Source organism: Pseudomonas sp. stari2 (genome assembly GCF_040760005.1).
Lineage (GTDB): Bacteria > Pseudomonadota > Gammaproteobacteria > Pseudomonadales > Pseudomonadaceae > Aquipseudomonas.
In genome coordinates, this window is record NZ_CP099760.1 from 353,986 (window position 1) to 372,006 (window position 18,021).

At 62.4% G+C, this 18,021-nt stretch carries 2 protein-coding genes; one reads left to right on the top strand and one right to left on the bottom strand.

The window, feature by feature from the left end; genetic code table 11:
• Window positions 1-55: 55 nt before the first annotated feature.
• Window positions 56-16,288, bottom strand: coding sequence for an immunoglobulin-like domain-containing protein (locus tag NH234_RS01640; protein WP_367255462.1), 16,233 nt, complete (start codon window positions 16,286-16,288; stop codon window positions 56-58).
• A 358-nt stretch (window positions 16,289-16,646) separates the two neighbouring features.
• Between NH234_RS01640 and NH234_RS01645 the strand changes: the two genes are divergently transcribed.
• Window positions 16,647-17,999, top strand: a complete 1,353-nt coding sequence (locus NH234_RS01645; protein WP_367255464.1) for a TolC family outer membrane protein — start codon at window positions 16,647-16,649, stop codon at window positions 17,997-17,999.
• Window positions 18,000-18,021 lie beyond the last annotated feature (22 nt).

An 18,021-nucleotide genomic window follows, 5' to 3' on the forward strand; every position in this document is an offset into this window, starting at 1 on the left:
AAGAAAGACGCAAACGTGACGGCCGCCCCATTGGGGCGGCCGTTTTGTTCACGCATCAGCTGTTGTTGTGGTCGACCTTGATGGTCGGATCGCTGCCGGCAATCAGGTTGTGAATGTTGGCAGTGGACCAGTTGTTGCCTTCCAGTTTGATCGTCACGTCCGGTGTCGCGGCAGCCGCATCGGCGGAGTTGAACTTGCCCGCCGAACTGACTTGCAGCGACGACACGCCGTCGACCGTGGTGATCTTCAGGAAGTTGTCGATGGTGCTGCCGGACTCGCCCTGCAGCAGGTCGCGCAGGTCGATACGGTCACCTTCGCTGGCGTTGAAGTCCTTGATCACATCGTTGCCGGTGTCACCTGCTTTCCAGACGAAGGTGTCGGCACCGGAACCGCCGATCAGGATGTCGTTGCCCTGGCCGCCGATCAGCGTGTCGTTGCCGGAGCCGCCGAGCAGGATGTCATTGCCTTTGCCGCCGTCGAGCACGTCATTGCCGCCGCCGCCGAACAGGATGTCATTGCCTGCGCCACCCAGTAGCGTGTCGTTGCCGTCATGGGCACCGGACACATCGAACGCCTGATAGTGCTCGGTGATGTACTGGTGCACGTTGCTGGTGGTGACTTTGCTGACATCGACGCCAGTCTGCTGCGCAACGAATGCCTGTATCGCCTGGTAACCCTCACCGGCAATGCCGTTGAAGCTCACCAGGTCGCCGAACAGGATGTCGTTGCCGTCGCCACCGTTGACGGTGTCGTTGCCCGGCATCGTCGCTTCGGTGTGGCCGATGATCGAGTTGGCCAGGTCCTTCGGATCGATGTTGGTCTGCGGGTTGTGATCGGTGTCGTACGGTTTCAGGTCGTTGAGGCTGACACCGCTGTTGATCCCGATGGCTTCCACATTGGACAGGTTGCCCAGCAGCGCGAAGGCGCTGTTGGCGTTGTCAGTGGTGGCCTGGCTGGTGCTGCTGCCGGAGCCAGCCAGGCTCGACAGCTCGTAGGTGCCGTCGCCCTGAGCGTGGATGGTACCCACGTTGCTCCAGTTCCAGCTGCCGTTCTTGTACGTCTGCAGCACCACGGCACCCGCCGTGCTGATGGTCAGGTAGTGGGTACTGTCGATGTAGGTGCTGAAGCTGTCACCCAGCTTGTAGTTGCTGGTCTTCACCACGTCGTCGAGCTTCACGTTGCCGTACAGCGTCGGGTTGGTCTGTTCGCCGCTCTGGTAGTAGGTCGGCTGGCCGTCGGTGATGAAGTACGTGAGGTTCTTCGCCCCGGTGTTGGCCACGGCTTCAGTGCTCTGGAAGAAGTTGGCCGTAGCCTTGAACACGTCTTCGTAGTTGGTGCCGCCACCGGAGGTCATTGAGTCCAGCACAGCCTTGAGCTTGGTCAGCGCGTTCGGGTCGTTGAGGTTCACCGACACCGACTTGTTGACCTGGGTATCGAAGTCCACCAGGAAGATGTTCACCGTACCCGAGTTGTTGCCCATGCTCTGCTTGAGGGTGTTGAACACCGACGTCAGCGAGTCCTTGGCGGCGTTGATCGACGAGGTGCTCATACTGCCCGAGCTGTCGACCATGAACGCGATGTTGTAGTTGGTGCCCGGCACCACGGTCAGGCCGCCGATGTCGGCGACGATGATGTCGTTGCCGTCGGTGCCGGTGACGGTGTCGTCGGCAGAGGTGGCGACAATCGAGTTGTAGACCGCCGGCACCACGGAGACCGGAATGGTCGCGGTGGTGCTGGCCGAGCCGCCCAGTGCCTCGGTCGAAGTCGAGGTCACGGTCAGGTTGAACTGGCCGTTGTAGTAGGCCGGCGGAGTCACGGTCAGGCTGCCGAGGTTCCAGCCCGTGACGTTGGCGTCGCCGCTGGTGGCGGTCACGGTGAAGCTGTGGCCCGCACCATCGCTGAGCACCGAACCGACCGGTGCGCCGCTGATCTTGATGCTCAGGGTTTCCGAGCCGTCGGTGTCGGTCAGCGCGGTGCTGATCGACGACAGTTTCACGGTGGTGCCTTCGGCGCCGGTGTTGAGCTTGTAGCCGTCGTAATAGCCTTCGCCGTTGGTGCCGTGCAGGTCGGAGACGGTCACACCGGAGTTCACCAGGTCCTGTACGCCGGTGTAGATCGGCACGCCGGCACTGCTCAGGTCGATCGCCGTGCCGCCGTTGACCGACAGGTTGACGTCATAGCTGCCCGGACCGCTCTGGTTGTGGTGGTAGATTTCCAGGGTGTAGTAGCCGCTGGTGGTCGGGGTGAACGAACCGTTGAGGTTGCCGCCCGCGCCCCACGTCGTGGAGGCCACGTTCTTGCCACCGATGTTTACCAACAGGCTGTCATCGCCGGTGCCGGTGAAGGTGTAGGTCTTGCCGGCTTCGAGGTAGATCAGGCCGGAGGTCTTCGACGCGGTGCCCGCCGCGACGTTGCCGTCGGATTGCACGTTGGTCACGTTGCCTTTGGAGTTCGCGGTGCCGGCGCCGTCGATCACGTTTTTCAGGGTGGTCGAGTTCGCGCCACTGCCATCGGTGCCCAGGCCCGACAGGCCGGTCCAGACTTCCTTGATCAGCCCGGTGGACTTCACGCTGTTGTCGGCCACCGACAGGGTCGGCGCATCCGCCACCGGCGTGATGTCGATCTTGATCGTACCGGTGTTGCCCAGCAGTTGGCCGTCGGTTGGCTGGAACTTGATCTGCGCGTAGTCCGCCTGGTTGTTGCCCAGACCGGTGCCGCCATAACCGTTCGCACCCGATTCGTTGGCATCCGGCAGGAAGCGCAGCTTGCCGGCGTCGATGTCGGCCTTACTGAAAGTCTGGTTGGTGGCGACGTCTTTCCAGGTCGAACCGTCCAGATACTGCAGTTTGCCTTCGCCCGGCAGCTGGGTGATTTTCACGCCCAGGCTCGAGGCCGGGCTGTCCACGTCGGTGACGCCGAAGGTCGACCAGCCGAGGATCAGCGGGGTGTCTTCGGTGCCGGTGACGTTGACCGGTGCAGCGACCGGCGCGTCGTTGACGGCCACGACGTTGACCGTGGTGGTGGCGACGTTGGAGTAGTTGCCGCCATCGGTCACCGTCACGGTGATGATCCGCGGCACGGTGCTCGGGTCTTCACTGCTGTTGGTGAAGGTGATGTTCTTGATCGCCTGCATGTAGTCGGCGAGCGTCGCGTTGCCGGACAGGGTCAGCGTGATGGTGCCATTGGTGCTGTTGGCATTGATGGTGATGCCGTTGACGCTGTTGCCCAGATTCAGCGCATCGCCGTCCTGACGGTTGGTCAGCACGATGGTGGCGCCGGTCAGCATGGTGCTGTCCGGGTCGGTGATGCTGATGTCGGTGTCGGCAATCGACACGCCCGCGCCCGGGGTGTTTTCGGTGAAGGTCACCTTGTAGTCGGCCCCGGTGGCGCCGCTGGAGTTGTTGGCGTCGAGGTCGAGGACCGGTGGCGCATCGTTGTCGATGATCGAGGTGCTGACGCTGCCGTTGGTGCTGCTGACCGCCAGGTTCTCGAAGTTGCCGCCGGTGGCCGAGTCGATCTTGACCACGAAGTTCTCGGTGCCTTCGGTGATCTTGTCGTCGATGGTTGCGACGTTGAACTGCGCGCTGCTGGCGCCTGCCGGGATCTTCACGGTGTACACGCCGGTGAAGTCCGAACCGTCGGCGGCGGTGCCGCTGTAGACGATTTTCAGGGTCACTTCGGTTTGCGCCGGGTGGGTCAGGCTCACGGTGTAGGTCGCGGTCTGGCCTTCGGTCACCGAGGTGCTGCCGGTGATGCTGACGGTGGTGGTGTCGATGGTGTCGGTGACGTTGGTCACCGCTGGCGTGTTGCTGGTCACCAGGTTTTCGAAGTTGCCACCGGTGGCGTTGGTGATGGTTGCCTGCACGGTGCCGGCGTCTTTGTAGACGTCGTCAGCTGGTGCCGGAACAGTCACGGTGCCAGTGGTTTTACCGGCCTCGATGGTGATCACCGAGCCATTGCTCAGGGTCACGGTCACCGGCGTGCCTGCCGCGTTGGTCAGGGTCGCGGTGTAGGTGATCTGACCACCTTCAGCCACGGTGCCGGTCGCTGTCAGCGACAGGTTGGTGGTGTCGATGGTGTCGGTAACCGTGGTGCTGACCGGCGTCTTGTCGGCCACGAGGTTTTCGTAGTTGCCGCCGCTGACGTTGGTGATCGAGTTGGTCAGTGGTGCATGACCATTCAACACGTCGTTCGGCGCAGTCGTGGTGACGGTGCCGGTGGTCTTGCCGATGTCGATCGTGATGGTCTGGCCGTTGGACAGGGCCACGGTCACTGGCGAACCGGTCACCGGCGCGCCGACAGTCGCGGTGTAGACGACGTTGCCGCCCTCGGCCGCGGTTGCGGTCGCGGTGAGCTTCACGGTGGTGGTGTCGATGGTGTCGGTGACGTTGGTCACGGCCGGTGTGTTGCTGGTCACCAGATTTTCGAAGTTGCCACCGGTGGCCGATTTGATCGTGGCCTGAATGGTGCCGGCGTCTTTGTAAACGTCATCGGCTGGTGCAGGAACGGTCACGGTGCCGGTGGTTTTGCCGGCGTCGATGGTGATCACGGCGCCGTTGCTCAAGGTGACGGTCACCGGAGTGCCCGCAGCGTTGGTCAACGTTGCGGTGTAGACGATCGAGCCACCTTCGGCCACGGTGCCGGTCGCGGTCAGCGACAGGTTGGTGGTGTCGATGGTGTCGGTGACGGTGGTGCTGACCGGCGTCTTGTCGGCCACGAGGTTCTCGTAGTTGCCGCCGCTGACATTGGTGATGGCGTTGGTCAGCGGTGCGTGACCGTTCAACGCATCGTTCGGTGCGGTGGTGGTCACGGTGCCGGTGGTTTTACCCACTTCGATGGTGATGGTCTGGCCGTTGGACAGGGTCACGGTCACTGGCGAACCGGTCACCGGTGCACCAACAGTCGCGGTGTAGACGACGTTGCCGCCCTCGGCCGCTGTTGCGGTCGCGGTCAGCTTCACGGTGGTGGTGTCGATGGTGTCGGTGACGTTGGTCACCGCTGGTGTGGTGCTGGTTACCAGGTTTTCGAAGTTGCCACCGGTGGCGTTGGTGATGGTTGCCTGAACAGTGCCGGCGTCTTTGTAAACGTCATCGGCTGGAGCCGGAACAGTCACGGTGCCGGTGGTTTTGCCGGCGTCGATGGTGATCACGGCGCCATTGCTCAACGTTACGGTCACCGGAGTGCCAGCAGCGTTGGTCAGTGTGGCGGTGTAGATAATCGAACCGCCCTCGGCGACCGAATTGGTGGCGCTCAAGGACAGGTTGGTGGTGTCGATGGTGTCGGTGACAGTGGTCGAAACCGGGGTCTTGTCGGCAACGAGATTCTCGTAGTTGCCGCCACTCACGCCGGTGATCGCGTTGGTCAGTGGCGCATGACCATTCAACACGTCGTTCGGCGCGGTGGTGGTGACGGTGCCGGTGGTCTTGCCGACTTCGATGGTGATTTGCTGACCGTTCGACAGGGTCACGGTCACTGGAGAGCCGGTAACCGGTGCACCCACTGTGGCGGTGTAGGTGACGGTGCCACCCTCGGCCGCTGTCGCGGTCGCGGTCAGCTTCACGGTAGTGGTGTCGATGGTGTCGGTGACGCTGGTCACCGCTGGCGTGGTGCTGGTCACCAGGTTTTCGAAGTTGCCACCGGTGGCCGACTTGATTGTTGCCTGAACGTTGCCGGCGTCCTTGTAGACGTCATCGGCCGGTGCCGGAACCGTCACGGTGCCGGTGGTTTTGCCCGCGTCGATGGTGATGACAGCTCCGTTCGACAAGGTCACGGTGACTGGCGAGCCAGCGGCGTTGGTCAGGGTTGCGGTGTAGGTGATCTGGCCACCTTCGGCCACGGTGCCGGTCGCGGTCAGCGACAGGTTGGTGGTGTCGATGGTGTCGGTCACGGTGGTGCTGACCGGGGTTTTGTCAGCGACCAGATTTTCGTAGTTGCCGCCGGAAGCGTTGGTGATGGCGTTGGTCAACGGCGCGTGGCCGGTCAGCACATCGTTTGGCGCCGTGGTAGTTACGGTGCCGGTGGTCTTGCCCACTTCGATGGTGATGGTCTGGCCGTTCGACAGGGTCACGGTGACCGGCGAGCCGGTGACCGGTGCCCCCACGGTAGCGGTGTAGGTGACGGTGCCACCTTCAGCAGCGGTTTCGGTCGCAGTCAGTTTGACCGTGGTGGTGTCGATGGTGTCCGTGACGTTGGTCACGGCTGGTGTATTGCTGGTCACCAGGTTTTCGAAGTTGCCACCGGTGGCGGATTTGATCGTGGCCTGGACGGTGCCGGCGTCTTTGTAAACGTCATCGGCGGGGGCCGGAACGGTCACAGTGCCGGTGGTCTTGCCCGCGTCGATGGTGATCACGGCGCCGTTCGACAAGGTCACGGTCATTGGCGAGCCAGCGGCGTTGGTCAAGGTCGCGGTGTAGGTGATCGAACCACCCTCGGCCACGGTGCCGGTCGCAGTCAGCGACAGGTTGGTGGTGTCGATGGTGTCGGTGACGGTGGTGCTGACCGGCGTCTTGTCCGCTACGAGGTTCTCGTAGTTGCCGCCGCTGACGTCGGTAATCGCGTTGGTCAGCGGCGCGTGGCCAGTCAGCGCATCGTTCGGCGCGGTGGTGGTCACGGTGCCGGTGGTTTTGCCCACTTCGATGGTGATGGTCTGGCCGTTCGACAGGGTCACGGTCACTGGCGAGCCGGTGACAGGTGCACCCACGGTCGCGGTGTACGTAACGGTGCCGCCTTCAGCTGCCGACTCGGTCGCAGTGAGTTTCACCGTGGTGGTGTCGATGGTGTCGGTGACCTGGGTCACCGCAGGAGCCGTGCTGGTGACCAGATTTTCGAAGTTGCCACCCGTGGCGGACTTGATCGTCGCTTCCACGGTGCCGGCGTCCTTGTAGACGTCGTCGGCAGGGGCTGGAACCGTCACGGTACCGGTGGTCTTGCCGGCGTCGATGGTGATCACGGCGCCGTTGCTCAAGGTCACGGTCACAGGGGTGCCCGCAGCGTTGGTCAGTGTGGCGGTGTAGATGATCGAACCGCCCTCGGAGACCGAATTGGTGGCGCTGAGGGTCAGGTTGGTGGTGTCGACGGTGTCGGTGACCGTGGTCGAAACCGGGGTCTTGTCGGCAACGAGGTTCTCGTAGTTGCCGCCGGATACGTTGGTGATGGCGTTGGTCAACGGCGCGTGGCCGGTCAACGCATCGTTCGGCGCGGTAGTGGTCACGGTGCCGGTTGTCTTGCCGACTTCGATGGTGATTTGCTGACCATTGGACAGGGTCACGGTAACCGGAGAACCCGTCACCGGTGCGCCAACAGTAGCGGTGTAGGTGACGGTGCCGCCTTCAGCCGCCGACTCGGTCGCGGTCAGTTTGACCGTGGTGGTGTCGATGGTGTCAGTGACATTGGTCACGGCTGGTGTGTTGCTGGTCACCAGGTTTTCGAAGTTGCCACCAGTGGCGGACTTGATCGTCGCTTCCACGGTGCCGGCGTCTTTGTAGACGTCATCGGCTGGCGCCGGGACGGTCACGGTGCCAGTGGTCTTGCCAGCGTCGATGGTGATCACCGCACCGTTCGACAAGGTCACGGTGACTGGCGAGCCAGCGGCGTTGGTCAGGGTGGCGGTGTAGGTGATCTGACCACCTTCAGCCACGGTGCCGGTCGCTGTCAGCGACAGGTTGGTGGTATCGATGGTGTCGGTCACGGTGGTGCTGACCGGCGTCTTGTCGGCCACGAGGTTTTCGTAGTTGCCGCCGGATACGTTGGTGATGGCGTTGGTCAGCGGCGCATGGCCGTTCAGCACATCATTCGGCGCGGTGGTGGTCACGGTGCCAGTGGTTTTGCCCACTTCGATGGTGATTTGCTGACCATTGGTCAGGGTCACGACCACCGGCGAGCCGGTCACCGGTGCGCCAACCGTCGCGGTGTAAGTAACACTGCCACCTTCGGCCGCCGTTTCGGAAGCGGTCAGCTTCACGGTCGTCGTGTCGATGGTGTCGGTGACTTCGGTCACGGCCGGAACGGTGCTCGGAACGAGGTTCTCGAAGTTGCCACCGGTTGCATCCTTGATGGTGACTTCGACTTTGCCGGCATCTTTGTAGACGTCATCGGCCGGGGCCGGAACGGTTACGGTGCCGGTGGTTTTACCCGCTTCGATGGTGATGACGGCGCCGTTGCTCAACGTCACGGTCAGCGGCGTGCCGGCCGGGTTGGTCAAGGTCGCGGTGTAGGTGATCGAACCACCCTCGGCCACGGTGCCGGTCGCAGTCAGCGACAGGTTGGTGGTGTCGATGGTGTCGGTGACGGTGGTGCTGACCGGCGTCTTGTCCGCTACGAGGTTCTCGTAGTTGCCGCCGCTGACGTCGGTAATCGCGTTGGTCAGCGGTGCATGGCCGTTGAGTGCGTCGTTTGGCGCGGTGGTGGTCACGGTGCCGGTGGTTTTGCCGACTTCGATGGTGATTTGCTGACCATTGGACAGGGTCACGGTAACTGGCGAACCGGTCACAGGTGCGCCGACAGTCGCGGTGTAGGTGACGGTGCCGCCTTCCGCCGCCGACTCGGTCGCGGTCAGTTTGACCGTGGTGGTGTCGATGGTGTCAGTGACCTGAGTCACGGCCGGAACGGTGCTTGGCACCAGGTTCTCGAAGTTGCCACCGGTGGCCGTCGAAATGGTCGCTTCGACTTTGCCCGCATCCTTGTAAACGTCATCGGCCGGAGCCGGAACGCTTACGGTGCCGGTGGTCTTACCGGCTTCGATGGTGATGACAGCGCCGTTGGACAGGGTCACGGTGACTGGCGTGCCGGCCGGATTGGTCAGGGTCGCGGTGTAAACGATCGAGCCGCCTTCGGCCACGGAGCCAGTGGCGCTCAGGGTCAGGTTGGTGGTGTCGACGGTGTCGGTCACGGTGGTGCTGACCGGAGTCTTGTCGGCCACCAGATTCTCGTAGTTGCCACCGCTCACGCCGGTGATCGAGTTGGTCAGCGGCTCGTGACCGTTCAACGCGTCATTCGGCGCGGTGGTGGTCACGGTGCCGGTGGTTTTACCGACTTCGATGGTGATCTGCTGACCATTGGCCAGGGTCACGGTCACAGGCGAGCCAGTGACAGGCGCGCCCACCGTCGCGGTATAGGTGACGGCGCCACCTTCAGCAGCGGTTTCGGTCGCGGTGAGTTTCACCGTTGTGGTGTCGATGGTATCGGTGACGTTGGTCACGGCCGGAACGGTGCTCGGCACCAGGTTCTCGAAACCACCGCCGGTGACGGTCGAAATAGTTGCTTCGACCTTGCCGGCATCCTTGTAGACGTCATCGGCCGGAGCCGGAACGGTCACGGTCCCCGTAGTCTTGCCGGCTTCGATGGTGATCACGGCGCCGTTCGACAGGGTCACGGTCACCGGGGTGCCGGCCGGGTTGGTCAGGGTCGCGGTGTAGACAATCGAACCACCCTCGGCCACCGAGTCGGTGGCGGTCAGGTTGAGGTTGGTGGTGTCGACCGTGTCCGAAACCGAAGTGTTGGCCGGTTTGCTGTCGACCGCCAGGTTCTCGTAGTTGCCACCGGTGGCCTTGTCGATGGTCACGCTCAGCGAGCTGCCGCCCGCCAGCGGGCTGTTCGGTGCGACGAAGTTCACGGTGCCGGTGGTCTCGCCCACGGCGATGGTGATGGTCTGGCCATTGGACAGGGTCACCACGACCGGCGAGCCGGTCACTGGCGCAGTCACGGTCGCGGTGTAGACCACGGTTTCGCCTTCGGCGACGTTGGCGGTAGCGGTCAGCGACACGGTGGACGTGTCGATGGTGTCGTGAACGGTGGTGACCGCCGGGGCAGTGCTGGTGACCAGATTTTCAAAGTTGCCGCCGGTGGCGCCCTTGATGGTCGTTTCCACGGTGCCGGCGTCCTTGTAGACGTCGTCCTTCGGTGCATCGACGGTCACGGTGCCGGTAGTTTTGCCGGCCTCGATGGTGATCACGGCGCCGTTGCTCAACGTCACGGTCACCGGGGTGCCGGCGGCGTTGGTCAGGGTCGCGGTGTAGGTGATATGGCCACCTTCGTTGACTTCCGGCGTCGCGCTCAGCGTCAGGTTGGTGGTGTCGACGGTGTCGGTCACGGTGGTGCTGACGGGGGTTTTATCGGCCACGAGGTTTTCGTAGTTGCCGCCGCTCACGCCGGTGATCGAGTTGGTCAGCGGTTCGTGACCGTTGAGTGCGTCGTTTGGCGCGGTGGTGGTCACGGTGCCGGTGGTTTTGCCCACTTCGATGGTGATCGCCTGACCGTTGGCCAGGGTCACGGTCACCGGGGAACCGGTGACGGGGGCGCCAACGGTGGCGGTGTAGGTGACGGTGCCGCCTTCCGCCGCCGACTCGGTCGCGGTCAGTTTGACCGTGGTGGTGTCGATGGTGTCAGTGACTTCGGTGACGGCCGGAACGGTGCTCGGCACCAGGTTCTCGAAGTTGCCACCGGACGCGTCCTTGATCGTGACTTCAACCTTGCCGGCGTCTTTGTAGACGTCATCGGCCGGGGCTGGAACGCTCACGGTGCCGGTGGTTTTGCCCGCGTCGATGGTGATGACAGCTCCGTTCGACAAGGTCACGGTGACTGGCGAGCCAGCGGCGTTGGTCAGGGTTGCGGTGTAGGTGATCTGGCCACCTTCGGCCACGGTGCCGGTCGCGGTCAGCGACAGGTTGGTGGTGTCGATGGTATCGGTGACCGTGGTGCTGACCGGGGTTTTGTCGGCGACCAGATTCTCGTAGTTGCCACCGCTCACATCCGTAATCGCGTTGGTCAGTGGTGCATGGCCGTTCAGCGCATCGTTCGGCGCGGTAGTGGTGACGGTGCCGGTGGTTTTGCCGACTTCGATGGTGATCGACTGACCGTTGGACAGAGTCACGGTGACTGGCGAGCCAGTCACAGGTGCGCCGACAGTCGCGGTGTAGGTGACGGTGCCGCCTTCCGCCGCCGACTCGGTCGCGGTCAGTTTGACCGTGGTGGTGTCGATGGTGTCGGTGACCTGGGTGACTGCAGGAACAGTGCTTGGCACCAGGTTCTCGAAGTTGCCGCCAGTAGCCGTCGAAATGGTCGCTTCGACTTTGCCCGCATCCTTGTAAACGTCATCGGCCGGGGCCGGAACGCTTACGGTGCCGGTGGTTTTACCGGCTTCGATGGTGATCACCGCGCCGTTCGACAAGGTCACGGTCACCGGAGTACCTGCCGGGTTGGTCAGGGTCGCGGTGTAGACGATCGAACCCCCTTCGGCCACGGAACCAGTGGCGCTCAGGGTCAGGTTGGTGGTGTCGACGGTGTCGGTCACGGTGGTGCTGACCGGAGTTTTGTCAGCGACCAGATTCTCGTAGTTGCCACCGGTCACGCCGGTGATCGAGTTGGTCAGCGGCTCGTGACCGTTCAACGCGTCGTTCGGCGCGGTGGTGGTCACGGTACCGGTGGTCTTGCCGACTTCGATGGTGATTTGTTGACCATTGGCCAGGGTCACGGTCACAGGCGATCCGGTCACTGGCGCGCCAACAGTGGCGGTGTAAGTGACGGTGCCACCTTCAGCAGCGGTTTCGGTCGCAGTCAGCTTGACCGTGGTGGTGTCGATGGTGTCGGTGACTTCGGTAACCGCTGGAACAGTGCTTGGCACGAGGTTTTCAAAGTTGCCGCCAGACGCATCCTTGATGGTGACTTCGACTTTGCCTGCGTCCTTGTAGACGTCATCGGCAGGGGCTGGAACGGTCACAGTGCCGGTGGTTTTGCCAGCCTCGATGGTGATGACCGAGCCGTTGCTCAAGGTGACGGTCACCGGAGTGCCGGCGGGGTTGGTCAGCGTGGCGGTGTAAACAATCGAACCACCCTCGGCCACGGTGCCGGTCGCGGTCAGCGACAGGTTGGTGGTGTCGACGGTGTCGGTCACGGTGGTGCTGACCGGAGTTTTGTCAGCCACCAGATTCTCGTAGTTGCCGCCGCTCACGCCAGTGATCGAGTTGCTCAACGGTTCGTGACCGTTCAACGCATCGTTCGGTGCGGTGGTGGTCACGGTGCCGGTGGTCTTGCCGACTTCGATGGTGATGGTCTGGCCGTTGGCCAAAGTGACAGTCACTGGCGAACCGGTCACAGGTGCACTGACCGTCGCGGTGTAGGTAACAGTGCCGCCCTCGGCCACCGAGGTGTCAGCCGTCAATTTGACGGTTGAGGTGTCGATGGTGTCAGTCACTTCAGTGACGGCTGGAACGGTGCTTGGCACCAAGTTCTCGAAGTTGCCGCCGGACGCGTCCTTGATCGTGACTTCAACCTTGCCGGCGTCCTTGTAGACGTCATCGGCAGGGGCCGGAACGGTCACGGTGCCGGTGGTTTTTCCGGCTTCGATGGTGATGACCGAGCCATTGCTCAAGGTCACGGTCACCGGCGTGCCTGCCGGGTTGGTCAGCGTGGCGGTGTAGACAATCGAGCCGCCCTCGGCCACGGTGCCAGTCGCGGTCAGCGACAGGTTGGTGGTGTCGACGGTATCGGTCACGGTGGTGCTGACCGGTGTCTTGTCGGCGACCAGGTTCTCGTAGTTGCCGCCGCTTACCTCGGTAATCGAGTTGGTCAGCGGTGCATGGCCGTTCAACGCATCGTTCGGCGCTGTGGTGGTGACGGTACCGGTGGTTTTACCGACTTCGATGGTGATTTGCTGACCATTGGCCAGGGTCACGGTCACCGGCGATCCGGTCACTGGCGCGCCAACGGTAGCGGTGTAAGTGACAGTACCACCTTCTGCTGCCGACTCGGTCGCGGTCAGCTTCACCGTGGTGGTGTCGATGGTGTCGGTAACTTCGGTAACCGCCGGGACAGTGCTCGGAACGAGGTTTTCGAAGTTGCCACCGGACGCATCCTTGATGGTGACTTCGACTTTGCCTGCGTCCTTGTAGACGTCATCGGCTGGAGCCGGAACGGTCACGGTGCCGGTGGTTTTGCCCGCTTCGATGGTGATGACGGAGCCGTTGCTCAACGTCACGGTCACCGGGGTGCCGGCAGGGTTGGTCAAGGTAGCGGTGTAAATGATCGAACCACCCTCGGCCACGGTGCCAGTGGCGCTCAGGGTCAGGTTGGTGGTGTCGACGGTGTCGGTCACGGTGGTGCTGACAGGAGTCTTGTCGGCGACGAGGTTCTCGTAATTACCGCCGCTGACGCCTGTGATCGAGTTGGTCAGTGGTTCGTGACCATTCAACGCATCGTTCGGTGCGGTGGTGGTCACGGTGCCGGTGGTTTTACCGACTTCGATGGTGATCTGCTGACCATTGGCCAGGGTCACGGTCACTGGCGATCCGCTCACCGGGGCACCGACGGTGGCGGTGTAGGTGACGTTGCCACCTTCTGCTGCCGATTCGGTCGCGGTGAGTTTCACCGTGGTGGTGTCGATGGTGTCAGTTACTTCAGTGACGGCTGGAACGGTGCTTGGCACCAGGTTCTCGAAGTTGCCGCCAGCGGTATTGGTGATGGTGACTTCGACTTTGCCGGCATCCTTGTAGACGTCATCAGCCGGAGCCGGAACAGTCACGGTACCAGTAGTTTTGCCAGCCTCGATGGTGATGACCGAGCCATTGCTCAAGGTCACAGTCACCGGCGTGCCGGCCGGGTTGGTCAGCGTGGCGGTGTAGACGATCGAGCCACCCTCGGCCACGGAACCGGTCGCGCTCAGTGTCAGATTGGTGGTATCGACGGTGTCGGTGACCGTGGTCGAAACCGGTGTCTTGTCGGCCACGAGGTTCTCGTAATTGCCGCCGCTCACATCAGTGATCGAGTTGGTCAGCGGCGCGTGGCCGTTGAGTACATCGTTCGGTGCGGTGGTGGTCACGCTGCCGGTGGTCTTGCCGACTTCGATGGTGATGGTCTGACCGTTGGCCAGTGTCACGGTCACAGGCGAACCGGTCACCGGTGCGCCAACGGTGGCGGTATAAGTAACGGTGCCGCCTTCAGCGACCGAAGTGTCAGCGGTCAGTTTCACGGTCGAAGTGTCGATGGTATCGGTCACTTCGGTAACCGCCGGGACAGTGCTCGGAACGAGGTTCTCGAAATTGCCGCCGGACGCATCCTTGATCGTGACTTCAACCTTGCCGGCGTCCTTGTAGACGTCATCGGCCGGTGCCGGAACGGTCACGGTGCCGGTGGTCTTGCCGGCCTCGATGGTGATCACCGCGCCATTGGACAGGGTCACGGTGACTGGTGAGCCGGCGGCATTGGTCAGGGTCGCGGTGTAGACAATCGAACCGCCCTCGGCCACGGAGCCAGTGGCGCTGAGGGTCAGGTTGGTGGTGTCGACGGTATCGGTGATCGTGGTCGAAACCGGGGTTTTGTCAGCCACGAGGTTTTCGTAGTTGCCGCCCGTCACGCCAGTGATCGAGTTGGTCAGTGGCGGATTGCCGGTCAGCGCATCATTCGGCGCTGTGGCGGTCACGGTACCGGTGGTCTTGCCGACTTCGATGGTGATCTGCTGACCATTGGCCAGGGTCACGGTCACAGGCGAACCAGTCACAGGGGCGCCGACGGTAGCGGTGTAAGTGACGGTGCCACCTTCCGCCGCCGATTCGGTCGCGGTGAGCTTCACCGTTGTGGTGTCGATGGTGTCGGTGACTTCAGTAACCGCCGGGACAGTGCTCGGCACCAGGTTCTCGAAGTTGCCGCCCGTGGTGCCGGTAATGCTGACTTCGACTTTACCCGCGTCCTTGTAAACGTCATCGGCTGGCGCAGGAACGGTCACGCTGCCGGTGGTCTTGCCCGCTTCAATGGTGATGACGGAGCCGTTGCTCAACGTCACAGTCACCGGGGTGCCGGCCGGGTTGGTCAGGGTCGCGGTGTAAACGATCGAGCCGCCTTCGGCCACGGAACCGGTCGCGGACAGCGACAGATTGGTGGTGTCGATGGAATCGGTGACGGTGGTGGTCGCCGGCGTGGTGTTCGGCACCAGATTTTCGAAGTTGCCGCCGGTAGCACCGGTAATGGTGGTGCTGACGGTGCCGCCGTTGCTGTAGACGTCATTCGGTGCTGTCGGCACGTTGACGCTGCCGCTGGTCTTGCCGGCTTCGATGGTGATGGTCGAGCCGTTCGACAGGGTTACGGTCACCGGCGTCTGCGCCGGGTTGGTCAGGGTCGCGGTGTAGGTGATCTGGCCACCTTCAACCACGGTGCCGGTCGCGGTCAGGGTCAGGTTGGTGGTGTCGACCGAATCGACGATATTGGTGACGGCTGGCGTCGGGTTCGGCACCAGATTCTCGAAGTTGCCACCCGTGGCACCGGTGATCGTGGTGGTGACGGTGCTGCCATTGTTGTAGACGTCATTCGGTGCGGTCGGCACGTTGACGGTGCCAGTGGTCTGGCCGGCGCCGATGGTGATGGTCGAGCCGTTGGACAGGGTGACGGTCACCGGCGTCTGCGCCGGGTTGGTCAGGGTCGCGGTGTAGGTGATCTGGCCACCTTCGGTAACGCTGTTGCCTGCCGTCAGGGTGACGGTGGTGGTGTCGATGGTGTCGGTAACCTGGGTCACGGCCGGCGTGGTCGGCACGGTGACGGTAATGCCGTTGCCACCGGTGGTGCCGGTGACAGTCACGTTGATCTGGGTCGAGTCGTTGTAGACCGTATCGTTCGGTGCCAGCGGCACGTTGACGGTGCCCGTGGTGGAGCCTGCCGGAATCACGATCACCGAACCGTTGGACAGGGTGATGGTCAGGTCGGTCAGCGGCGCTTGGGTCAGGGTCGCGGTGTACACCAGCACGCCGCCGGCTTCGGTGATGGTCGGCGTGGCGCTGAGGCTCAGGGTCGAGTCACGCAGGGCGTTGGTGGTGGTATCGGTGGTCTGGCCACCGGTGATGTTCTGGGCGGCCTGGCCGGCGGAATTGATGCCTGCAGTCGGAAAACCGATGGTCGGGTCGACACGGCCTGCGGTCGCATCAAGCATTACAAAGCTGTGGCCACCCCCGGCGGCACCGCCAGTACCAGCGGCGCTCGGGCCGGCAGCGGTGGCTTCAAGGGCAGTGGTCGGGTCGGCGCCGGCGGCGATGGCTTGTTGCAGTTCTGCAACGGATGGCGCGGCTTGCGCGGTGGCCTCGGCCAGATCGGTGCTGGAGTCCGGAGTGCTGGCGCTCCACTGCGTTTCGCGGCCCAGGTCCAGGGTGCGGCCATCGGCCAGTTCCAGGGACACCGCGCCGGAAACGCCGGTATCGACCTGATCGCCGACGAACAAACGGTCGCCTTCAACGAGTACGCGACGGACGCCCTCTGGGGACACCACGAAAACCTGACCGACAATGCTTTTGACGATGGCAACAACACTGCTCATTGAAGACTCTCCGGGTGTCACGTTCAGTTGACTTCCATAGACCTGATGGCTTTCTGCGCCGATTCAGTCTGGACGTACTTTTAAAAAAATGTGAATCAAGTTTGACGGCGATTTACGTCAATATTTTGACTAGATTCTTTCGCTATTAAGTTTATGCCAAACTATTGACCTTCTGGGAGCCATCCTAAACAATCGCCCCAGTAATGTCACATTGATATTTATGCGGCGACCTGCCTTCAGCGTGTGATCCAGTTCCGGTTTTAAACTTTCCGACATACGGTCATTCCGGTTGCCATCTTCCGACGCAGCTCGCCATTTTGCTGTGATTCAAGACAAGAAGTTCTGGGAAATCTTTACCATGCGTTCGCACCTGCTCAAGGCTCTACCCTTCGCTCTCGCTGCCTCTTTTGCACAAGCACAATCCTTACCGGAAGCCATGCAACAGGCACTGGATGTCCATCCGGAAATCCAGGCAGGGGTCAACAGTCGTTTGGCTGCGGATTATCAGTTAAAGGCTGCCAAAGGTGGATACCTGCCCAAGGTCGACCTGCTCGGCGGTTATGGCCGTGAAGGTACCGACAGCGTCACCACTCGTGCCAACGGTGGCGGCAATCACTGGCAAACCCTGAACCGTGGCGAGTCGAGTGTGCGTCTGTCGCAAATGGTTTTTGACGGTTTTGCGACGTCCAGCGAAGTCGGGCGTCAACAAGCCACCGTCAACTCCCGCGCCTATTCCTTGCTTGGCACCTCCGAGCGCACTGCGCTGACCGTGGCCCAGGTTTACCTGGATGTACTGACCCGTCGCGAATTCGTGCGCCTGGCCGAGGAAAACCTCAAGAGCCACCAGCGCATCTACGACCAGATCCAGTTGCGCACCCAGCGCGGCGTCGGCAGCGGTGCCGACCTCGACCAGGCCGAAGCGCGGATGGCCCAGGCCCGCAACAATTTGATCACCGAGCAGACCAACCTCGCCGACTCGGAAACCAACTTCCTCAGCGCCGTCGGCCAGATGCCCGATCAACTGGAGCGTCCGGCGCCGTTCATGGCGATGATGCCGGCCAACCTCAATGAAGCGCGCCAGCAGATGCTGGAAAACAGCCCGATCCTGCGTTCGGCCGAGTCCGACATCGCCGCTGCCGAAAAGCAGTATGAAACCGCCAAGTCGACCTTCTACCCGCGTTTCGACGCCGAGCTGGGCCGCACCGCCGACAACGACCTCGACGGCCAGAACGGTCACAACAATGAATGGCAGGCGATGCTGCGCATGCGCTTCAACCTGTACTCCGGTGGTAGCAACAAGGCGGATCTTGAATCCAAGTCCTACCTGTCGAACCAGGCGCTGGACATCCGCAACAACGCCCTGCGTCAGTTGAACGAAGAACTGGGCCTGGCCTGGAACGCCCTGAACAACGCCAACGCCCAGGTGCCGATCGCTCAGCAGTACGTTGATCACAGCACCGCAGTGCGCACCGCTTACCAGCGTCAGTTCAGCCTCGGCGAACGTACCCTGCTGGATTTGCTCGACAGTGAAAACGAACTCTTCACTGCTTCGCGCCGTCTGGCCGAGATCAAAAACATTCAGTTATTTACTCAGTACCGAATCAAGGCGACCATGGGCGAGTTGCTCAAGAGCCAGGGAGTGGTCGCACCGATGGCATCCGTTGTGCAGAACGACGTGAAGCCCAAGGTTCAACTGCCCGGGATGAATTGAGTTGTCCCTTTTCAACTGTTAA

Coding starts and splice junctions, on each gene's coding strand:
- NH234_RS01640 (WP_367255462.1), bottom strand. CDS start 16,288: ATGAGCAGTGTTGTTGCCATCGTCAAAAGCATTGTCGGTCAGGTTTTC.
- NH234_RS01645 (WP_367255464.1), top strand. CDS start 16,647: ATGCGTTCGCACCTGCTCAAGGCTCTACCCTTCGCTCTCGCTGCCTCT.